Raw genomic sequence first — 20,975 nt, 5'->3', positions numbered from 1 at the left:
AGTAAACGAACATTCCTATCACGTAGGCGATCTGATGAGCAGTCCGCACCAGCAGATGCAGACATCCGTGCACCTCGATCGGTCCGCACCATGTGTTGCTTCGGCGACGCGCTCTGTCCTGTTGGGCCGTGTGGCTGGTCCGAAGAACCTTCACGGGGGGGCGCGGGCATGCCGGTCGACACACTTGTCGAGCAGCCGACGGGAATTGGCCCAGGGATCGCAGTGCTCGCGGTGCTTCCGGGCCCGCCGACAGACAAGCTGGTTGCGTCCAGGGAAGTGGTGTACGGGTTCGACCTGATCAGGGGGCTTGTTCCGGCATCGAGATGCGGCCCGCCCAGACGAACGGCCACCGGCCGCTGTGGCGTTCGGAATTGAGTTACTCGTACTCGCGCAGGACATCCGTGCGCCGCTTTCCTCGGCCGGGAAGTCGGCGCGCTAAAGCGGGTGGGCGTACACCTACGGCGGGGTCAGTCACGTTCGGGTCCCCTCTCTCGCCCGGCGAAACGCTGCTGCCGACGCTGGGGGTTGAGTGTGACGCTATGAACGACCCAAGGGGCTGATGCTGACCGATTGCTGACCAGAACCCCGGCGTCACGCCGCTGACCTGCGGAAACGCCCAGATGTCAGATGTTGGAGTTGAACATGGTGCGCAGCATGGAGTACTCCCGATGTGTCTGCTCCCTGCCTGCTTCACACAGGTCAAGGGCGGTCTCCGGAGAGTACAACGACTCCCCGCGACCGGGACGACGACGCCGGACCGGGTGAGGACCGTCGGCGGCCTCCACGGCCGGCGTCGCCGTGACGGGCCTACCCTTCAGCCGCGGTCCTGCCCGCCAGGGCATCGAGGAGCGCGACGGCCTCACGACGGCTCAACAGCTCGTGGAAACCCTGGTTGCGGAAGGTCCGCAGGCATGCGTGGCAGCTGCTCTCCGGTCCGCACTCACAGGCGCCGACTCGGGCGAGTGCGGCGGCGACGACCGGTTCGAGACGATCCCCGATACGGACCACGTTCCCCGCGCCGCCCGGTGTGGTGTCGAAGAGCAGCAGCGACGGCATGCCGTCGATCCCCGTGTGGACCGTGCCGTCGATGTCGTCACGGCTGATCTCCAGATGGGTGGCCGCGCCTTCCAACAGGGCGTAGACGCCTGAACGAAGGCGTTCCTGCGGTGCCGACAGGGCGGTGAGCGGGTCAAGGTGAATCTGGAGGAAATCGGTCTGGTAGCGGTGCGCGAGGGAGACGACCCGCAGCGGGCCGGTGCAGTCGGTGTCCTTCAGCAGATGCGGATGGCCCGCACGGCGGTTCCCCGCCCGAGCGTGCGGACGGCCCCAGCCGCACCAGTCGCAGATCTCGTAGCCTGCGCCGCCCGGCCCATCCGAGACGACGACCATCTCGCCCCGTGCTCCCGCCGACCAGGCCGTGGTGTGACCGGAGGTGAAGGCCGTCGTCCCGTCCCGCACGTCGGCGGTGTCGGTGCACATGTGGACGTCGCCGTGCCAGGACCGGCGCGGCGGGACCTGCCCTGGCCTGCGCTGAGCCCCGCGCGCGGCGACGAAACCGTAGACGGGTTCGATGTAGCGACGCGGTGCGGTGGTGGACGGCGCGCCGCAGGCGGTGCAGGTGGGGTCCAGGGGCTCGGTTGCGTCCGTGTAGCGCCCGCACGTGCCACACACGGCGTAGTGGCGGCTCACCAGTTCGCGGTCGGGCAGGCGGTAGACGCCGGCGGAGGACCACAACCGGCCGCCCGCCACGATCTCCGCACCTGGCGCGTACTCATGGACGGCGGCACTCAGATCTCGGGTGAGTTCGAGCTGCCCGGCGACGGGACCGCCGTCCTGCGGGATGCGCAGTTCGACGGTGTCCACGGGGAATCCGTACTTGGGCAGCACGTTGCGGTTGGCGAGGACACCCAGCAGGTCGCGTTTCGTCAGGTTGTGGATGACCTTCTGATACATCTCCGCCTGCCGGTACTGGCGGGTGGCAACCGCTTGGTCGCGGCGTTCGCTGTAGGCGGTGACGTCCTGATCGAGGATCTGCTGCGCGGCCCGCAGGAGACGGTCCAGTTCGTCGACCCAGGCGTCCGATTCCACACCGATCTCGTCCTGAACGCTCTCGGGAAGAACCCGGCGCAGCGAAGCGGTGACGCCTTCCGGGGCGGGCGTCAGCCAGTCTCGTACCGCGTGGGCGGCGATCTCACCGGTGGTGTCGTCGGGCAGGAAGAACTCGCCTGCCGTACGCCAGATGCGGCCCCGTTCCTCCTTCATGGCGCGGAAGAAGCCGGCGAGGGCGATGGAGTGGGCGTGGCGGCGGTCGATCCGGACGTTGTCGACGGGGACGATCGGGGCTCGGACCTCCCCGGCGATCATTCGCTGGGGTTCCGCGTACCGCGCGAGGTCGTGGGGGCGGCGCTGGGCATAGGTGAGGACGAGGGCGGCGGAGTCCGCGCGCCGCCCGGCGCGTCCGGCCCGCTGCACGTAGTTGGCGGTGGAGGGGGGCATGTTGCGCAGGACGACGGCCTGCAGGTCACCGACGTCGACGCCGAGTTCGAAAGTGGTCGAACAGGAAAGGGCGTTGATCTGTCCGCGGACGAACTCGCCCTGGATCTCGGCGGCCTTCTCGCCGGTCCACTGCGCGGTGTGTTCCTGGGCCCGCAGCGGGACGGGGTCGAAGGTGAGGTAAAGGCGGCGGAGGTGGCCGTCCGCCTCGGTGGTGGGCTTGTACTCGTCGAGACGGCCGGTGCAGCGCAGCGTGGGGCACACTCCCCGTACGGACACGGGGACGACGCGGCGGCAGCGGTCGCAGGCGTGGAGGGGGTCGCTTTCCGTGGTGACGGGCCGCAGTCGCAGCCATGCGTGGTCAAGCCGGCGGACCACGCCGATTCCGGCCTGACCCTCCCCCGGCAGCCAGTCGGCGAGGTACCCGGTGGTGAGGTCGCTCCACAGGCGGCTCAGTGTCTCCAGCGCCGCGCCGCGCCGGTCACCCGCGTGGCCGAGCGCGTCGAGCACCCGCTCCAGGTAGTCGACGCGGCGGTTGGAGACGCCGGCCGCGCTGGGCAACCAGCTGATCACCTTGCGCGTGGCGTCGGAGCCCTTGGAGCGGACCCAGACCGGCCCGCGGCGCGGGGCGAACGCCTCGTCGCCCGCGTCCACTTCCTCGGGCATGGTGAGGGCGCCCTGGTTGCGTACGGTGCGCAGCAGTTCCTGAACCAGCTGCCAGGCCTCGTCATCCGTCAGGCCGAGGGAGGTCAGGACCGAAGGGGGCTGCCAGAAGGGCTCGCGGTCGAGATCGACACGGAGCAGGCCGAGGCCTTCGAGTGACTGGCGGTCGTCAAGGCTGAGTACCTCTTGCATGACCCACAGGGCGACCTCGCGCTGTTTGGCCTGCCGGGAGTCGTTGCGGCGGAACACTCCGGCTCGGTCGGCGGCGCGGACCGCGTGTGCCACGAGATCGTCGATGTGCAGCGGCTCGTCGGGGTCGGGGCAGCCCTTCAGGGCTGCCTGCATCATCAGGCGCCGGTGCTGGATGCGGGTGTAGGAGTCCTCGAGGTAGGGGGCGAAGTACGCGGCGGCCTGCCGGCTGTCGCTGAAGAACAGGAGTTTGCGGCCTTGTCCCGGCAGCATGGCGGCGGGACCGTCGGGCGCCGGGGGCAGCGCCTGGTAGAGGGTGGTGCCGAGGACCGAGGCCGCGGCCTCGTTGCCCGTCTCGAAGAGGCGGATCATGCCGTGGCCGTGGGCGCCGCAGGCGAGGCAGGAGGCCGGGGTTCCCTCATGGGTGTCGAGTTGGTGGACGCGGCGGAGTTCGGTGCCCTGGCATCCGTGCGTCGTGCAGGCCGTCGTTCCGGCGGTGTGCACCGTCGCGCAGCGGGTGCACAGCCGGCGCTCGCTGAGACCGCCTTTGGCACCCTCGCCGAGGGTTTCGTCGTCCTCGTCGAAGCCCGCGCCCGATGCGTCCCCGTCCAGGAGCAGCCAGGTGTGGGGTTTGTCAGGGGACTTTCGGTGCACGAGACGAGGTCGTCCACCCGGCCCGTCAAGGGTGCCGTGCAGGTGTACGGCACCGCAGCGGCGGCAGGCGCCCAGTTCGAAGGAGGGGCGTGCGCAGTGCGGGCACCTCTCGTGGCGGGCCAGGTCGAGATGGGGGCCGGCCGGGTCGAGGCAGGTGAAGGCGCCTTCGGTGGCGCGCGCGAAGAGGTGGTATCGGGCGGAGAGCACGGGGGCGCCGTCGGTGTCGGTCAGTCGGCCGGCGAGCCGGATGAGCGCGGTGACGGCGGCCGGCCCCGCCGGGTCGTCCGGGAAGACGGTGTGTGCGATCTCGCTCACGGGCCGGGGCCCATCGGCGAGGGCGCGGCGCAGGGCGGCTGTCCCGGCTTCGGCGGCGAGGGCTGCCGCCGGGGTGGTGGCGGCCAGTCCGTTCATGCGCGCGGCCGACACGATCTCGGGCCCGGGTATGGCCGTGGCGGCCAGGCGCAGGTACTCGGTGGTCGGCAGCGGCCCCCAGTGCGGGCCGTCGGGTGCGCCCACCCGGGTCGCCGTGACGAGGTCCTGTGCGGCCGGATCGTCGGCGTCCCAGTGGAAGGGAACGTCGAAGAGGGCCTGGGCGAAGGCGGTGACGGCGGCCGGGTTCTCCTCCGCGCCGACGGTGGCGCTGGTGGCGATGGCCTGGATGTCGTGGCCTCGGCCCACCCGGTCCTTCAGCCGGCGCAGCAGCATGGCCAGTTCGGCGCCGCGTGCCCCGTCGTAGACGTGGGCCTCGTCGACGACGATGAACCTCCAGCCGCCCGCGTGCTCCCCTTCGAAGAGGTCCATGTCCTGGGGACGGAGCAGCAGGTACTCGAGCATGGCGTAGTTGGTGAGCAGGATGTGGGGCGGCTTGGCGCGCATCTCGCGGCGGCTGAGCAGTTCGTTGGGCAGGCGCGGCTCGCCGGGGTTGAGCTGTTCGAAGGTGTCGGCGGCGCGGCGCGGGTCGTCCTTCGTGTCGCCGGTGTAGCGGCCGAACGTGATGTCGGGGACCGCGGCCAGCAGTCGGCGCAGCCGTTTCATCTGGTCGTTGGCCAGTGCGTTCATCGGGTACAGCAGCAGGGCGCGGACGCCGGGGCCGAGGGCGCCGCGGGCGTGTTCGGCGACGAGGGTGTTGAGGATGGGCAGCAGGAAGCTTTCGGTCTTGCCCGAGCCCGTGCCGGTGGCGACGACCAGGTTGCGTCCGGCCACGGCCTTGCGCAGGGCCTGCTCCTGGTGGCGGTACAGGGGGCGGTCGGCGGGCAGGGCGGGTCCCGTCAACTGCCGGAACGCCGGATCCAGTACCCCCTCGCCGATGAGCTCGTCGAGGGTGGCGCCCGGGGCGTAGGCGGGGGTGGCCTCCAGCAGAGGCCCCTTGGTGAGCAGTGGGCTGGTGTCGATGGCGTGGGCGAGGGCCTCGGCGAGGCGGGGTTCACGCAGGGGCAGCAGGGAGCGCAGATAGCGACGGTAGGTGTCGCTGATCAGTGCGGACGTGGCAAGCGGGTCGAGGCTGTGCAACGGGCTGGCTCCAGGGCTGCGGCGGGTGGGAAGGGTGTGGTGGTGTGGCACGGCTGCCGCCGGCCGGTGCGGCTTGGTCCGCGCCGGCCGGGACGGCTGTCTCCGGCCGGGCTCAGCCGATGGCTCGCACGGCCTCCGCGGTGACCAGGCATTCCGCGAGGGCGAGGTCGACGGCGGTGAGCTCGGGCGCGTGGGCGGCGACGGACGTCCACAACGGCCTGAGTCCCCGCTCCAGTTTGGCGGCCCGCGCGTCTCCCGCGGCGGCCAGCCGTGCGATCAGGGCACACCCGAGGGAGAATTGGGGCACTCGCATCCAGGCCTCCTGGGGGCCGTGCAACGGGCCGGGTCCGCGGTCGCGGAACGTCCGCGCCAAGAGGTGGTGTCCGTCGTCGAGGAAGATCGCGACCGCGTCCAGCCAGTCGCCGCATTCCTCGCGCACGGCGTAGGACTGGAGGGTGCGCCGGTCGCGGAACGCCCGCCAGGCGGCGTCGGCTCGGGTGTCGGTGTCCAGGAGGCCGCGCGGCACGACACGTGCGGTGCGCCACACGGCCTGTTGCTGAATCTCGGGGAGCTCGTCCAGAGCGCGGGCGTGAGCGTCGAACCGGCCCACGGTACGGCTCGGATCCTCGTGGCCGGCCAGGAGCCGGGGACCACTGTCACCCAGGAACTGCCCCACCTCACTGAGGAGTTCCGCCTCATCCGGGTACAGCTCTCCCGCCTCGTACGCCGGGTCGTCGGACAGGTACGGCAGCAACGGTGCCGTAAGAAGCAGCGCGCACAGCGGAGCCCGCCGCCAGACGGGACGTACGGCGGCCGGGTTCGTGACCTCCCGGATCCGCAGGGCGGCCAGGCCGCTGCCCACCAGGGCGGCGGCGAGCTCGCCGGAGCGCAGAGCGGAGTCGGCCGCCCCCACGAGAGCGTCGGGGCCGGCGTCCCCCAGGGCGTGCAGGCACTCGGCTTGTGCGGTCTCCTTCGCCCCGCACGCCCGCAGGTCCCGGCCGCGGGCGGCGACGATCCAGTGGTAGGGGATGGCGTCGGTGCCTCGGGGCAGCGTTTCCCGGCCGCCGAGGTACTCCGTCGTCGTGGCCGCGGCAGAGCCGTCCGTGACCGCGGACGGCCGGCGGAGACGGCGCAGCACAAGGGTGTCGCGGTCGCGCAGGCGGGGCCAGGCGGGTGCGACGCCGGACGTGCGGGTTCCCGCGCGCAGGGTCACGACGAGCGGGCCGACCGACTGCCAGGCGGCGGGCAGCGGGATGTGGCCGCTCTCGTCGACCCGAACGGTCAGCGGCTGCTGCCACGGGGCGAGGACCGGGTGGAGCCGGGCGGTCAGTTCCCCCGGGTGGCGCAGTCCCCTCAGCAGTAGGCCGGTGCCGTCCGGTACGACGTCTTCCGCGATGGGCTGCGTGCGGACGGTTCCGACATGGACGCTCTGTCCCGCGACCGCAAGCCGCAGCTCGGCCTTGCCACAGTCACGGATGGTGTCCGTCAACGCGGCGAGGGCATAGCGCAGGTCGCCCTTGCGGGTCCGGGTGCGGCGTTCCGGCCGCAGAGTGTGCAGGGTCGCGCCCTCGACGACCAGCGTCAGTTCGGGAGTCACCGCCACGGCCTGCTCCGGCAGGCGTACGGTCAAGGCGCTGTCCCGTGCCAGGTCGACCGCGTCGATGTCGAGCGGCCTGACGGACCAGGAGAGCGGGCGGCCGTCGAGCTCCAGGCGGACTTCGGAGTGCGGGACGAGGGCTTGGACCTGGTACGCGCTTGCTCCGTCACTCAGTACGAGCCTTCTGGAGATGTCGTGCGGGGCCAACCGGACGGCGCTCTCGGAGGCGGTGACGGGTCGGTCGGTGCGGAGGTCGAGCCGCGCGGGCGCGAGTCCGCCGTGCGGGGCGAGCAGGCGCCATTCGGCGGAGGGCGTGACCTCGACGCCCTCGGCGAGGAAGGCGTTGAGCCGGCGCCGGCCGCGCCGGCGACCAGGGCTGTGGACGAGGAGTTCGTACGGGCCGAGCAGCGGGCCGGGCACGTTCTGCCAGGGGTCCACCAGGGTGCCGGGGGTGCCGGTGAGGGAGGCCAGGGGCTCCTGGTGACCAGGGCGGCGCACCTCGACCTGCCAGTGGTGCGCCTCGGGCTCGCCCGGCAGGCGTCGCAGTCGCAGCGCGGGCGGGCGGTGCCACACCGGCGCTCCGTCCTCGCTGGTGAGCCAGGTGAGTGTCGCGCCGCCCTCCCAACCGAGCGACCGTCCGACGGCCACGTCCAACCAGCCCTCCGGGGCGGCTTGGGAGGTACGCAGGCGCCTGACTCCCGATAAGCGGACCTTGCTCAGGGTCCAGCCGCTCCAGCCGTACGGGGTGGGCAGTTCCACGGCGGCGACCCGAGTTCCCTCCGATTCCAGGGTGCCCACGTGCAGCAGGTGGACATCGGCCGCGGGCAGTGGCTCGTCCAGGGGAATCAGGTGGCCGTCGGCGGCGAAAGCGAGCAGGGCGGTGTGTGGGTCGACGACGACCGACACGTGGGCGGCTCCCGCCGGGTCGGTGGCCTCGATGCGCCGGACCGGGCCGGGCAGAACCCAGTGGGGCGGGGACGCGGTGAACGACTCGCCGTCCGCAGCCAGTTGCCAGGCGCACGCCTCCTGGTTGCCGGGCAGGGTCAGCAGGACGCTGCCCGTGTCGAGCCCGAGGCGGAGTTCCGGCGCGGTTGTCGCGGCCCAGGGTTCGGGATCGCCCGCGGGAGTGGCGGGAGTGTGCGTCGGATCCGCAGCGGTCCACGGGTGCCAGGTCCAGCCCAGTGAGCGTGCCGCCTCCTGCGCGGCCTGGATCCAACGTGCGTCGTGCGTCGGTGCGCTCGGGACGCCGCGAGGACGGTCGAGTGCGGGACGAGCCGCGATCACGCGCTCCCGCGCGTCGGACAGCAACCGTGCGAGACCGGGCGAATGCCCCTGATCGCCGAGTGCGACGGCGTGGACCGTGCAGGCGGGCCAGCGTGCGAACACGAGGTCCGGCGGCAGATCCGACTGGTCGGCGAGCAGCGCGTGGGCCACCAGCGCTTCAACGACGAGAGCGATCCGCCGGACGACCGGGTCCGTCTCGCCGACGGCCGTCGGCTCCCCCGCCTCGCGCCACGCCCGTTCGCAGTCGTCCAGCAACCGCGCGGGATCCACCAGCATGTTCCCCTCCCCCACCGGTATGTACTTCCTTGCAGTACATACCGGTTGATGTTTACCTTTCTACCATTCCTTGATGCCGGGACCACAGGGAATGCGCGACCGCGGTGGAACGCGACCGACGGATGTGACGCGTTGTCAGTGGCGGGTGGTTGCATGGGAGCGAGCTGGTTTCCGCACTGCTGTTCAGCACATCGGGGGGCACGACCATGACGACGGATGTCGAGACCGGAAGTCCGTCCGCGTTGCACGCGGACCTGCTGGCGGCAGCGGGTCCGGAGCGCGTACTGACTCTGATGGCGCTGCGGCGACTGCTGGTCGGCACGGACAAGGCCGTGCTCGTCGAGGCGTTGAGCCGGGTCACACGGGAAGGCGTCACGCTTCCGGCCAACGTGGCAGCCGCGTTCGGCGTGCCGGCCGGCGGGCCTGTGGCGTCTCCCGACCCCGACCGCCCGGCGGCTCGGCGGACTGCGCACGAGACGCCGCCCGCCACCCGACTCCCCGGCATACCCACCCAGAAGGCGCCAGGCCCTCGCTTCACCATCGAGTTGGGTCCGGACAGCCGGCTGGACCTGACCGCGCTGACGACACGATCGTTGGACCCGGACTGGCCTCCCTCCGCGTCGGCGCCGGAGCCCCCGCCGCGGGCCGCCTCCGACGCCGCCGAATCGGCCTTCGAGGACTCCACCGCGGGCCGACCCGTATTCAACTCGCTGACGTACTACCGCAAGGTGATCGGCAAGTACCCGCTGCTCTCCCGGCCGCAGGAGGTGGAACTGGCCCGGGCCATCGAGGCGGGACTTCTGGCGCGCGAGCGGCTGGACACCACCGGCGGGACGATCTCCCCGAAGTCGCGACGCGAGCTTGAACAGGTCGCCCTGCTCGGCGAGCAGGCGTTCGGCGCGTTCGCCGACGCGAACCTGCGACTGGTGGTGAGCATCGCCGTCAGATACAGCGGGCGCGGGCTGGACCTCATGGACCTGATCCAGGAGGGCAACGTCGGCATGGTTCACGCGATCGAGATGTTCGACCATCGCAAGGGCTTCAAATTCTCGACCTACGCCGTGCAGTGGATCCAGCAGGCGATCCGGCGGGCCATCGCCGACCAGAGTCGCACGGTCAGACTTCCGGTGTACGCGCACGACATGGTGGTCGCTCTCCACAAGGCCGCGCGAGAGCTGGGACACCAGGCTCCGGTCGACGCCCTCCCCGCGGTGGCCGCGCGTGCGGGGATATCACCGGACAAGGCGGCCGAACTCCTGTCACACCTGCGCCACACCGTCCCGCTCGAGGAGCTGACCGAGGCGATCGGTGACGACGCCCTGCACGCGGAGGCGGACCGAAGCATCCGCGGGCCGCACTGGGCCGAACCCGAAGCCGACTACCGGAACCTGTCTCAGGAGGAGGTCCGTGTTCTCCTCGACTGTCTCAGCGAACGAGAGCGGCGGTTGATGACCCTGCGCCACGGGCTGGACGGAGGGGTCGAATTGACCCTCGACGCCATAGGCCGGACTCTCGGAGTCACGAGAGAACGCGTGCGCCAGCTCGAATCCAGGGCCGTGGCAAAGCTGCTTGGGCGCATCGGGGAGCACCTTCCTCCTCCGGCCGCCGTCCCACCGCCCCCGGTGGTCGAGTCGAGCACCGCCTCCGCGGATGCACCCGCGGACCTCGCCGACGGACTTCACGTGACCCGGAAGGTCCACACCGGCGGCCAGATCATGGTGAACCGGCAGACGATCCACGTGGGCATGCAGTACTGCGGCGTGACCGTCACGGTACTGCTGGAGGACGAATGGTTCCGGGTCCTCTTCGAAGGGCGCCCGATCGCGGCGGCCCTCCGAAGCGACGATGCCCGACCCCGGAAGGTCCACGACGTGGCCGACTGAACCGCGGACCGCGCCTGCCTCCCGGTGTGGCGCCGGATGACGATGGCGTGGACGACGTGAACCTGGAGGATCCGTGTGGCGTGAGTTCGTGGAGCGGTACGAGGGCGCCGAGCTGAATGCCCCTGCCTCCGAGCGGGAACTACGTGATCTGGAAGCCGCGTTGGGGCAGTCGCTTCCGAGAGCGCTGCGGGAACTGCTCCTCGTGTCCGACGGTGTCGTGGATGCGGACGGGACGGATGTCGTCTGGAGCGCGGAGCACATCGGCCTGACCAACGCGGAGTTCCGGGGCAGCGCGGACTTCCGGATGCTGTACATGCCGTTCGACGCGCTCGTGTTCTTCGGGGACAACGGCGGCGGAGACCAGTTCGCCGCGGTGCGCACCCCCGAGCGCGATGACGTGTTCGTCTGGGACCACGAGAACGACAGCCGCACCTGGGTGGCGGCGCGTCTGGAGACGTACCTCCGTGGCGCGCTGTCCCGCCCCGGTGAGGACTGGTACCGCTGACGCCCCCGATCGGGGGGCGGGCGCCCCGCGTCGGGCCGAGGGGGCGGTCGGGTGGGTCAGCCGGTCGGGGGGACGAACTCGGGCTGGTCCAGGAGGCGGAGCCAGCTGCCGTCCGGTTGGCGGCGGACGACCTGCGCGCGGGCGCCCGCCCCGTCCTTCGGCGGGGTGGAGGTGAGGGCGATGTCCGCGCTGATCAGCGTCGGCAGCGGCTGCTCCGGTTCGAAGCGGGGGCCGCCGGCCAGCACCTTCTCCCACAGTGCGCGGATCGCCTCCCGGCCCACGGTCCGGGAGCCCGGCGGATAGGCCATCACCGCGTCCTCCTCGTAGAGAGCGGCGACCCCGGCCGCGTCACCGGCGTTGGATCGTTCGACGAACAGACGGGTGATGTCCTCGGGGCGCATGGCCTTCTCGTACTCCGGCGTGTGCTTCGACATGACGTCCTCACTCCTCGATGCCTGATGCGCTCGACGGGGGTGCTCGACTGGGGCGCTCGACGGTCAAGCGCTCGGTGTCGAACCTCGACACCTTCCAGCCTGGTCGATGCCGATCCAGTAGTCCAACAGCTGGTTCTGCTGAGAGCTAGAATTGACAGTCATGGACCTGAGGCAGTTGGAATACTTCGTCGCGGTCGCCGATGAGCGGAACTTCACCCGGGCGGCCGAGCGGGTGCACATCAGCCAGTCGGGCGTCAGCGCGCAGATCCGCCGGCTGGAGCGCGAGCTCGGCGCCGAACTGTTCGACCGGTCGGCCCGCACGACCACCCTCACGGACGCGGGCAGGGCCGCTCTCGATCACGCCCGGGCCGCGCTGTCCGCCGCGGCGGCCGTCAGCCAGGCGGTGGGCGAGGTGACCGAGCTGATCCGGGGCCGGCTCACCGTCGGGATGGTCATCGGCTGCACCGTCACACCCCTGTTCGACGCGCTCGCCGCGTTCCACCGGGCGCATCCCGGGGTGGAGATCTCCCTGCGGGAGGAGAACTCCGACCGGCTGATCGACGGGGTGCGCGACGGCACTCTCGACATGGCTCTCGTCGGGTCGTCCACCGCCACCCACGACGGGCTGGACACCTTCACCATCATCAGCGAGCGGCTCGTGGCGGCCGTGCCCTTCGATCACCCCCTGGCCCGGCGGGACCGGGTCACCTTGCGCGACCTGGGTGCTCATCCGATCGTGTGCATGCCCCGGGGCACGGGCCTGCGCACGGTGTTCGACCAGGCGTGCGCCGCGCGGGACGTCCGGATCGGGATCGCGTTGCAGGCCGGGGCCGCCGACGCCATCGTCGACCTCGCCGTCCGCGGCCTCGGCGTCGCCATCCTCAGCGAGTCGATGGCCGCCGGCCACGCCGACCGGCTCACCGCCCGCACGATCGACGACGTCACATCGCCCGCCCTGCTCTCGCTGGCCTGGAAGACCCCGCACGGCCCCGCGACCCGCGAACTGCTCGCTCACACCCGCCGCGCGTTCCTCCGGTCCGACGCCGGCCGGGAACCACCCGGCGGCGACACCGTCCGGTGATCGCCGCCGGGAGGCCAAGTCGATCGACGACGCCCTGGACCTGTTCGAGATCCTGACGGCCGCCAGGCCCGCAGCCGCGACGGTCTGCTCCCCCCGCGGCCCCGAGGCCACCACGGCATGGTTGTGGCCGTTGGCGGGAGACATGCCTCGGGGCGTACGAGGGGGCGCATCGTCACGTCCTACTCATTCGGGTCCCAGGCGCTGAGTTGGTCGAAGAGGCCTCGGTCGCCGTCGAGCTCGACGGAGTTGAACGGGATACGGTTGTGCAGGATGAGGACCAGCTCGTTGGCCGTGCCCCGGGCGGAAACGTCGGCCGCGTCCGGCTCCTGGCCGGCAGCGGCGGCCGGTACGGTGCCGGGCCCGGGGAGGCGGGTGGTCCGTGCGCCGTCGGCGGAGAGCGAGAGGCGCCAGGAGCGGCCCTCGGAGGCGTGGAAGTCGATGGCAGCGGGCTTGTGCGGCCAGGGACTTGTCGTCGCGACGCAGGTGGACAGGAACTCGTCGACACCGTCGAGCGCCACCTCGGTCGGCAGCGGCTGCGGGGCACCCACGGTGATCTGGGCGTCGTACGTGTGCACCGCCATCTGCTGGAGCTGGTGCCGAGCCACGGCACCGGAGGTGTGCGGCGACTGCAACGTCTCCCACCACGACCAGCAACCGCGATCCGGGCCGGCCTTCCGCAACGCGTCCACCAGTTGCTCCGTGGACTCCGCCAACCAGGCCAGCAGGGCCTCGCGCTCCCGAGGCGCGGCCGGGGCGCCCTCCGCTGCGGACTTGGCCGGAGCAGGACCAGCGGCGACGGTGGCGGCCCAGTCGCGGCGCCCCTCACCGATGTGCTGCGCCAGATCGAACAGCGTCCACTCGGGGCAGGTCGGCACCTGTACGTCGAGGCTGGACGCGGAGGCGACCGCGGCGCGGAAGGCGGTCGATCGTTCGTCGATCAGTCGCAGCAGAACGGGGAACTCGAGTGTCTTTGTCACCCCGAATCTCTATCAATGTGTTCCGACAATCGGACAGTGATTTTTTACAGCCGCCATCGCGGGCGGGCCCTCACCACCACGGAGAACTGATGGAGGACCTCACCGCCGCCGACCGTGCGTCACCCACGGTCGTCCTCACGGATGTTCATCTGTGGCCGCACTCGACCGATCCAACAGCAGTGCGCCGCAGTCTTGTTGGGGACAACGGGAGGTCCGAGGGGTGCTCGGCGCGCTGGTACTGTACCGGACACTCGGTCGGTTTCCCCGCGGGTGACGGGTGAGGCCCCGCGGACGCCGACGAGCCGTGCACACAGGAGGCGTGAAGTGGCCAGGCAGGAGCGCGCGATCCAGACGCGCAGGATCATCGTCGAGGCCGCGGCCGAGATGTTCAACGAACTCGGATACGACGCGACGACGATCGGCGGCCTCATCGATCGCATTCCGCTCACCCGCGGCGGGCTCTACTTCCATTTCACCTCGAAGGAGGAACTGGCGCGGGCGGTCCTCGACGAGGCCGTGACCCGGGAGGGGTTGACCCCGCAGACCCACAAGCTCCAGGAGTGGGTGGACCTGGGGTTGCTCCTGGCGCATCGGCTGCCCAAGGAGCCCGTGCTGAGCGCCTCGGTGCGGCTGTCGGTGGACGTCAAGGCCCGCGGCCTGTTCGGAACGCGGTGGCCCGACTGGATCACGGTGGGCGAGGAACTGCTCGAAGAGGCCCGGGCGCGCGGCGAGTTGCTGGCACACGCCGTACCGTGCGAGATCTCGCGGCTGCTCGTCGGGGCCTGGACCGGGGTGCTGCTGATCACCGAGGAGATCCCGGGCGCCGATCTGTCCAGGGAGATCTCCAACCTCTTCGATCTGCTCCTGCCCGGCATCGCCGCGCCCGGGGTGCTCGCGGAGCTGGACACGTCCCCGTACCGCGCCGAACGCCTCCTCGGCACGGCCGCTCCGGTGCAGCCGGCCCGATCCGCCTGATCCGGCCGATTCGCCCGATCCGCCTGATCCGGCCGGCCCGCGTGCCGCCGGGCCGTGAAGTGGGCCGGCCCGTGGGGTGCGCCGGAGGTCAGTGGGCCACCACCGCGTACGCGGGGGCACCGACCCCCTTCGTGTGGACCGAACTGTTCAGCACGACATCGGCCCGCAGGTGCGGTCGGTGGGTGGCCAGGTAGCGGTCCTCTGCCGGCATCCAGTCGTCCTCCCACAGGTGGCGCGCCGACTCCCCGTCCCGTGCCAGGCCACGGCTCAGCCGCACCTCGCGGCGGGCGTCGCAGAACACCCGGTAGGTGTACACGTGGCGCAGCCGCAGGTGGAGCGCGTGGACGCCCTCCACGATCAGCGGTGTGCCGGGCGGGAGTTCGATCCACTCCGCGAGGCGGTCCAGGTCCCAGTCGTAGCGTCGGTACCGGACGGTGCCCCCGGTGGCCGCCGGTCGCAGCACCTGCGTTTCGAGTCGGGCGAGGTCGACGTCGGCGGCGATGGCGCCGGAGTCGCGGGGGCGCTCCGCGGAGGGGAGGTGGAAGTCGTCGACGTGGATGACGGCCGCGGTCTCCAGCCGCTCGGCCAACAGGGCGGCGAGCGTGCTCTTGCCGGACGCACCCGGTCCGTCGATGCCCAGCAGGATCGGCCGGTCCCGCAGGGCGGCGGCCCGGGTGGCGTCCTCGGCCAGTGCGTCGATGTCGCAGATGTGCTCGCTCACGGTGCCTCCTGCTGCTGGTCGGGGGATCGGCCGTCTCGGGGGGCGAACGCGTCGAGGGCTTCGGTGTCGGTCGCGCGGACGTGGAGGAAGTAGTCGGCCCAGTCGGCGGCTTCGGGGTAGCCGGAGTCCCGGGTGATGCCGGCGATGGCGGACTCGATGTCGAAGTGGGTGGTGCGCAGTTCGACTCCGGGTCCGAGCAGCGCCCAATGGGCGCCCGAGCGCCCGTAGGGCATTCCGACGCTGCCCGGGTTGACGACGAGCCGGCCGTGGGCGAGGCGGACGAAAGGCATGTGGGTGTGTCCGCAGACCACGGTGCGAACGGTGGGGTCGAGGCCGGTGAACACCTCGCGCCAACGGTCGGGCGAGGAGTCGACCAGCACCACCTCCTCGTCGTCCCGCGGGGTGGCGTGGCAGAACAGGGTGTTCCCCAGGCCGCGCAGGGAGAGGGAGAGGGTGCGCGGGAGGCGGGCGAGCAGATCGAGGTGGTCCGGCCCCAGTTGCTCCGCGGCCCATTGCGCGACGGGGTCGCGGAGGGCGTCGCGGTCGCCGCGACGGTATTCGAGGAGTTCCCGGTCGGCGTTGCCGCCGACCCGGGCGACGCGTTCGCCGAGGCCGCCGAGGAGGTCGAGCACCCGGGTGGGTTGTGGCCCCGCCGCGATGTCCCCGGTGAGTACGACGAGGTCCGCGGCCCGCACGTCCGGTTCGGCGAGGACCGCTTCCAGGGCGGGCAGGACTCCGTGGATGTCCGAGAGGACGGCGACGCGGGTACCGATGTCGTCGGCCATGGCCGTCCTCCCCGAGTTCACGTGCGTGTGACGCCGATCCCGCCGATCGCTCCCGACGATAGATCAACAGGAGTCGCGGGAGAAGCGGTCGGCGCATCGTGAACCCGTGCGGCGGGACGGAGCGCCGCGGGCCCGGCACGATCCGGGGAGGTCGGCCGGGGCCTCGCGGGACGCGTCCGGCCCCGCTCGGCGGAGCGGCCGCCGGGTTCCGGCCCCCCTGGGGGCGACGGATCCCGGCGGTCGCCCGGGAAGGCGGGGCCTCAGGAACCCGCGCCGCTCATGGCCTCGTGGCCCGGGGGGTGTTCCGCGCCCTGCGAGGGGCCCTGTGAGGCGTCGTGCTCCGTGCCGTGCGAGGCGCCGTGACCGGAGCCGGTCTCGACGGTGCCGCCGAGGCGTTCCCGGAGGGGTGCCAGGGCCTCGGCGGAGGCCGCGGTCACGACCCAACGTTCTCCGACCAGGTACACGCCTCCGTACACCCGGGATTCGTCGAGCCACGCCCGCTGACCCTGGTCCGCGGCGAAGGTGGCCATCCGGAATCCCTCCTTGCCCGTCCCGCACGCTCCTTCCTTCAGTTCCTCCGCGTCGACGGTGATCTCGGGTCGGCAGTCGAGGGCGGCGGCGATCTGGTCGAGGGAGGCGGGGCGGGCGGTGGACGACGGGGCCGGCGTGGCCGGGGTCGCCGAGGGTGCGGGGGCGGCCGGGGTGGACGACTCGGCCGCGGTGGCGGCGCCGGCCGGGTGGGCGTCGGTGCCTGCCCGCGCCTTCCCTTGTCCCGCGCAGCCGCCACACATCATCGAGGCGATCAGCACGGCGACACAGGGCACCAGGTGGCGGGCGGTGATCCGGGGTGAAGCTGACACGTCTCCCTCACAGGGGGGTCGGGGCGGGCACGGGGACGGGGCGCGGACGCCGGTTCCGGCTCCGGATCGGGTCAGCCGGTGGTCGTGGTGACCTTCTTGCCGGCGTCGTTGACCGCGAACCAGAGGCCCTGCTTGCCCTGTCCGTTGGTGTCGCCGGGCTCCTTGTCACCGGTGAACAGGTAGACCGGCCAGCAGTCGATCGTCAACTGCTCGCTCCCGTCGGGACGCTTTACCTTGCCGATCAGCCCGGCGGGAATTCCGGCGGCCTTGGCCTTGTCCACGGGAGGGGCCGGCTTCCATGTGTTCACACAGGCGTCGAGGCAGCCAATTTTCATAGGCCACGCACTGTCCTTGTTGAATCGGTAGAGCGTACGGCCCTGGGCATCGACGAGAATCTTTCCGAGCTTCTCGTTGGCGGCCACCGCGAGTTCGATTTTCTCATTGGAATTCATGTCCCCCATTCCACCGTTGCCGCCGGTCTTGGGGGGCTCGACATCCTTCTTCGGCGGCTCGGCGTCCTTCTTGTCGATCGCCTTCTTGCCGTCCGCGGCCAGCGCGTGCCAGGTGCCGCCGACGCCCTCGCCCTTGGCCTCGCCGGCCTTGCCCTCCTTCGAGTACCGGTACACGGGCCAGCCGCCGAGGGTCAGCTGCTTGGTGCCGTCGGCCCGTTCGACCGACCCGAGCATGCTCGGGTCGATGCCGGCGGAGGCCTTGGCGTCGTCGGCCGACACCACGGGCCAGGTGGCCGCACAGCCGCCCTCGCAGTTGGATTTGGGGGGCTTGGGCGTGTCCTTGTCGAAGCGGTAGAGGGTGGCTCCGGCGCTGTCGGTGACCACCTTGCCCACCTGCGGGATGTCCCGCAGGGCCAGTTGTCCCGCCGGGGCGGCCTTGGCCGCGGCCGCCGGCTCGTCGCCGTACCCGGATCCCGCGCCGGCCGCCGGATTCGCGCCCGTTCCGGGCGCTCCGTATCCGGCTCCCGATCCCGATCCGGCTCCCGAGTCATATCCCTTGCCGATGGCCTGACCGGCGCCCGCCGGCTGTACGGAATCCACCGCGCGGTCGGAATCCCCGCCGCTGCAGCCCGCCGCCAGCATCAGTACCGCCATCACCGATCCGGCGGCTGCCGTCCCACGATGCCTGTTGTTCACGATCACTCCTTCGGGTCCAGCCCGGCGTTTTCGCTTACAGGCTTATTCATAAGGCCTGTGGGGCCAACTGAATTCAGAATCAAAGGATTTTGTCAGATCGCGCCAAACGTTGAACTCGATTTCCGGGCGGTTGTCTACCGCCTGCTCATTCCTGAATGCGGAGGGCGAGCGCGGGGCAGCGGCGTACGGCGCGGAGCGCCTTCGGGCGCAGCCGTGAGGGCACCGGCATCACCGCCATCGCGGGGAACCCGTCCTCGTCCAGGCGCACGACGTCGGGCAGCAGGTCCACGCAGAGGCCGTGGCCCCTGCACAGCGTCCAGTCCACGACGAGGCGTTCGGGGCTCTCGTCCTCGGGCAGGGGCAACGCCCCGAGGACGCGGCGACCGCAGCCGCTGCCGAGCGCGTGGTCCCGGAACTCGTCGGGGAAGACCGCGAGCGCGGAGGCGACGAATCCGGCGGTTCCGTCGGGGTGGCTGCAAGCGCCGCGGCGGCGTACGCCGCGCATCCGGGCCTGTACGGCGTCGAGGGCGGCCCCGCCTCCGCCGGCCACGAGGGCGTCCACGGCGTCGGCCAGCGACGGCAGGCCTCTGGCGCAGGGGCCGCACTGGCCCGCGGACTCGCCGGCCATCCAGCGCGTCACCCGGGCCACTTCGCCGGCGGGGCAGGTGTCCTCGGGCAGCGGAAGGACCGCGCCGGCCCCGAGCACCCCGTCGTACGAGGTCAGGGACTCTCGGGAGAGGGCGGCCAGGCGCGCCGACGCCGGCGGGAGCCATCGGCCGTGGTAGCCGCCGATCAGGACACCCTGGCCGGGGGCGGTGCCGCACAGTTCCAGGACGTACGCGAGCGAGGTGCCGAGCGGGACCTCGACGGCGGTGGCGCCGGCGACGGTGAGCATGACGGTGCCCGGCTCCTTCTCGGTGCCGACCGAGCGGTAGTCGTCGACGCCCAGTCGGGCGGCGACGGCGATCTGGGCGTACGTCTCGGTGTTGGACAGCAGGGTGGGCATGCCGCTCAACCCGCGTTCACTGGTCCGTACCTTCTGCCCGTTGGGCAGTGCGGGGCCGCCGTCGATGCCGTTGATGAGGGAGGTGCCCTCGCCCGTGACGAAGCGCTCGGGCAGTCGGGACACGCGCACCCGCCGACCGGCCGGGCCCCGTTCGGCGACGGCCTCGCGCAAGGACTGCTCGACGTCGTCGCGCGTCACTCCGATGACCACCTCCTCCGCGCCGAGCGCGCCGGCGGCCAGCAGGGCCCCGTCCAGCACCAGGTGCGGCACGTGCAGCAGCACCGCGGTGTCCTTGAGACAACTCGGCTCGCCCTCACTGGCGTTGACGACGACGGCGCAGCGCCCGTCGCCCGCGCGGGCGGACCGGGCGACGGCGCGGAGCTTGCGGGAGAACGGGAACCCCGCCCCGCCGCGGCCCCGCAGGTCGATGCCCTCGGCGAGCTGCACGAGGTCGTCGAGCCCGTATCGGGGCAGGTCTCCGTGGACGGAGAGGTGGGCGGCGCGATCGAGCCGCGCCATGACGTCGAGTCCCGCCAGCAGTCTGGGCATGCCCACACAGCCGAGTGCCGGGCGCGGCAGATCGGTCACTGCCGCCCCCGGCTACCGTCGAAGGGCCCGCCGGGCCTCTCGGTGGTGACTTGCGCCTGAGTGGGGATGAACACGGTTCCGTACTGCGGATACTCGGGCTCGGGTGGGGATTCCGGCCGGGCCGCCGTCACCGGGCCGGCCATCCCTCGCTGGATCAGGAGGGTGTCCGGCACCGGGCCCGTGCGTGGGACGGCTCCCTGGCCGGCGTACGAGCGCCGGCCGTACGACTCGGCGTACGGCTCGGCGTACGGCGGGGGGTAGGACGGCTGCTGGGCGTACGGCGGCGCATACGGCTGCGCGGGCGCCGGTTCGGCGCCGCGCGGTGCGGGTTCCTGGTCCCAGTCGGGACGGGCCTCGGACTCCGGGAGTTCGTCCGACTGTCGGGCCAGGCGGGCGGTCAGTCGGGACGCGGCCCACTCCGCGGGGCGGCTCACGAAGGGCCGCGGGTTCCGCGGCGGCGCCTGCTCGGGGGCTTTGGGGCCTTTGGCGCCTTTGGGGCTCGGGGGAGTTCCGCCCGGCGGCCGGGCGGGGAGGGAGCGCAGTCGCCGACGGAGCCTGATGACGAGTACGGCGGCGACGCCGAGCAGGCACAGGCCGTACGCCACGGTCACCCAGCCGCTCGCGGGGCGGCCGGCTTTGAGTCCGTGCACCAGTGAGGCTCCCCACGCCGGGTACGCGCCCATGTGCAGGGCCCGCCACCAGATGGAGCGGCCCTTGGTCGCGAAGGCGCTGCGGACCGCGCCGGAGACCGCCACGGCGATGAAGAGGTATCCGGCGAGGGTGCCGAGCCCGACGCGCAGGGGCTGGACCGGGTCCGCGAAGGGGACGACCGCGGAGGCGGCCACCGTCTGCGACTTGGCGATCTTGACCCAGATGTGCAGGCCGAGGAAGCCGAGTCCCGCCACGGCGAGGCCGCGGTGCACGCCCTGGGCGACGAGCCGGTGCCCGGACGAGAACAGTGTCCGGTCGGTGGCCGCAAGGCCCCACAGCACGGTGGAACTCAGCGAGACGAGCGAGAGCACGCCCGCACCGAAGTCCAGGAAGTTCCAGAAGTCGTTCAGGGCACCGGCCTGCACCATCACGACGATGGCGGCCAGGGCCGCCAGCGCCGCGAGGGTGATGGCACCGGGGTGCGGGCCGCCTGCGGCGGACAGCAGGGGCGGTCGCCGTAGGGCACGCTTCCCGGCGGCCGCGGCGGCGACCATGCCGGCGTGCCGTCTGGTGCTGCGTGCCCGGTGTGAGCTCGGCGTACGAGGCGTGGACAAGGGCATGTAGTTCTCCCATACGCCCGGGCTCCGAGCACTCCACCTCGCGCTCGGCGCCCGGGGACTGTCGTCGGAACTGCTC

Annotated in this window: 14 protein-coding genes; 4 read left to right on the top strand and 10 right to left on the bottom strand. The window is 71.8% G+C overall.

Annotated features, from left to right (window positions below):
- Positions 1–807: 807 nt before the first annotated feature.
- Together OHA84_RS29605 and OHA84_RS29600 are read right to left on the bottom strand one after the other, a co-directional pair.
- Complete coding sequence (locus OHA84_RS29605; RefSeq protein ID WP_266968940.1) at positions 808–5,508, bottom strand: DEAD/DEAH box helicase; 4,701 nt, start codon at positions 5,506–5,508, stop codon at positions 808–810.
- Positions 5,509–5,620: 112 nt separating this feature from the next.
- Positions 5,621–8,665 (bottom strand): hypothetical protein, encoded by a 3,045-nt coding sequence (locus tag OHA84_RS29600; RefSeq protein ID WP_266968942.1) that lies wholly within the window; start codon positions 8,663–8,665, stop codon positions 5,621–5,623.
- A 206-nt stretch (positions 8,666–8,871) separates the two neighbouring features.
- On the opposite strand from OHA84_RS29600, the gene OHA84_RS29595 reads away from it, so the two are divergent.
- Together OHA84_RS29595 and OHA84_RS29590 are read left to right on the top strand one after the other, a co-directional pair.
- Positions 8,872–10,548: an RNA polymerase sigma factor RpoD/SigA gene (locus OHA84_RS29595; RefSeq protein WP_266968944.1), complete on the top strand. Its 1,677-nt coding sequence runs from the start codon at positions 8,872–8,874 to the stop codon at positions 10,546–10,548.
- Positions 10,549–10,621: 73 nt separating this feature from the next.
- Positions 10,622–11,053, top strand: a complete 432-nt coding sequence (locus OHA84_RS29590; protein WP_053682418.1) for an SMI1/KNR4 family protein — start codon at positions 10,622–10,624, stop codon at positions 11,051–11,053.
- 56 nt (positions 11,054–11,109) lie between these two features.
- On the opposite strand, the gene OHA84_RS29585 is transcribed toward OHA84_RS29590, so the two are convergent.
- Positions 11,110–11,487, bottom strand: a complete 378-nt coding sequence (locus OHA84_RS29585; RefSeq protein ID WP_053682417.1) for a nuclear transport factor 2 family protein — start codon at positions 11,485–11,487, stop codon at positions 11,110–11,112.
- 160 nt (positions 11,488–11,647) lie between these two features.
- Here OHA84_RS29585 and OHA84_RS29580 point away from each other — a divergent pair, with 160 nt between their 5' ends.
- The gene (locus OHA84_RS29580; protein ID WP_266968947.1) at positions 11,648–12,568 is read left to right on the top strand and encodes a LysR family transcriptional regulator; all 921 of its coding nucleotides are present in this window, start codon (positions 11,648–11,650) and stop codon (positions 12,566–12,568) included.
- Positions 12,569–12,747: 179 nt separating this feature from the next.
- Here the strand turns inward: OHA84_RS29580 and OHA84_RS29575 are convergent, their stop codons facing one another.
- Positions 12,748–13,545 (bottom strand): maleylpyruvate isomerase family mycothiol-dependent enzyme, encoded by a 798-nt coding sequence (locus tag OHA84_RS29575; protein ID WP_266968949.1) that lies wholly within the window; start codon positions 13,543–13,545, stop codon positions 12,748–12,750.
- A 324-nt stretch (positions 13,546–13,869) separates the two neighbouring features.
- On the opposite strand from OHA84_RS29575, the gene OHA84_RS29570 reads away from it, so the two are divergent.
- Positions 13,870–14,520 carry a ScbR family autoregulator-binding transcription factor gene (locus OHA84_RS29570; protein ID WP_053682414.1) on the top strand — a complete coding sequence of 217 codons (651 nt, stop codon included), beginning with the start codon at positions 13,870–13,872 and terminating at the stop codon, positions 14,518–14,520.
- Between the two features lie 88 nt (positions 14,521–14,608).
- On the opposite strand, the gene OHA84_RS29565 is transcribed toward OHA84_RS29570, so the two are convergent.
- The 6 genes from OHA84_RS29565 to OHA84_RS29540 form a co-directional block, all read right to left on the bottom strand.
- Entirely contained in the window at positions 14,609–15,241 is a 633-nt protein-coding gene (locus OHA84_RS29565) for a uridine kinase (RefSeq protein WP_266968951.1), read from the bottom strand.
- Complete coding sequence (locus OHA84_RS29560; protein ID WP_266968953.1) at positions 15,238–16,026, bottom strand: metallophosphoesterase; 789 nt, start codon at positions 16,024–16,026, stop codon at positions 15,238–15,240. The genes OHA84_RS29565 and OHA84_RS29560 overlap by 4 nt, the downstream gene beginning before the upstream one ends.
- Before the next feature lie 260 nt (positions 16,027–16,286).
- Positions 16,287–16,886 carry a hypothetical protein gene (locus OHA84_RS29555; protein WP_266968955.1) on the bottom strand — a complete coding sequence of 200 codons (600 nt, stop codon included), beginning with the start codon at positions 16,884–16,886 and terminating at the stop codon, positions 16,287–16,289.
- A 71-nt stretch (positions 16,887–16,957) separates the two neighbouring features.
- Positions 16,958–18,034, bottom strand: coding sequence for an SCO0930 family lipoprotein (locus tag OHA84_RS29550; RefSeq protein ID WP_266968957.1), 1,077 nt, complete (start codon positions 18,032–18,034; stop codon positions 16,958–16,960).
- A gap of 145 nt (positions 18,035–18,179) precedes the next feature.
- Positions 18,180–19,589: an NADH-quinone oxidoreductase subunit NuoF family protein gene (locus OHA84_RS29545; protein WP_053682442.1), complete on the bottom strand. Its 1,410-nt coding sequence runs from the start codon at positions 19,587–19,589 to the stop codon at positions 18,180–18,182.
- A gap of 35 nt (positions 19,590–19,624) precedes the next feature.
- On the bottom strand, positions 19,625–20,899 hold the full coding sequence (locus OHA84_RS29540) for a hypothetical protein (RefSeq protein WP_266952125.1): 1,275 nt from the start codon (positions 20,897–20,899) through the stop codon (positions 19,625–19,627).
- Positions 20,900–20,975: the final 76 nt, after the last annotated feature.

Origin of the sequence: Streptomyces sp. NBC_00513 (assembly GCF_041431415.1) — a bacterium.
Classification (GTDB): Bacteria; Actinomycetota; Actinomycetes; order Streptomycetales; family Streptomycetaceae; genus Streptomyces.
The sequence above is the reverse complement of the archived record's forward strand: the minus strand, read 5'-3'. Positions and strand labels throughout refer to the sequence as shown.

What these genes read in the sequence shown, in the direction of transcription:
- OHA84_RS29560 (WP_266968953.1), bottom strand. Translation starts at nt 16,026, where the DNA reads ATGGCCGACGACATCGGTACCCGCGTCGCCGTCCTCTCGGACATCCAC.
- OHA84_RS29540 (WP_266952125.1), bottom strand. Translation starts at nt 20,899, where the DNA reads ATGCCCTTGTCCACGCCTCGTACGCCGAGCTCACACCGGGCACGCAGC.
- OHA84_RS29600 (WP_266968942.1), bottom strand. Translation starts at nt 8,665, where the DNA reads ATGCTGGTGGATCCCGCGCGGTTGCTGGACGACTGCGAACGGGCGTGG.
- OHA84_RS29585 (WP_053682417.1), bottom strand. Translation starts at nt 11,487, where the DNA reads ATGTCGAAGCACACGCCGGAGTACGAGAAGGCCATGCGCCCCGAGGAC.
- OHA84_RS29545 (WP_053682442.1), bottom strand. Translation starts at nt 19,589, where the DNA reads ATGCCCAGACTGCTGGCGGGACTCGACGTCATGGCGCGGCTCGATCGC.
- OHA84_RS29595 (WP_266968944.1), top strand. Translation starts at nt 8,872, where the DNA reads ATGACGACGGATGTCGAGACCGGAAGTCCGTCCGCGTTGCACGCGGAC.
- OHA84_RS29580 (WP_266968947.1), top strand. Translation starts at nt 11,648, where the DNA reads ATGGACCTGAGGCAGTTGGAATACTTCGTCGCGGTCGCCGATGAGCGG.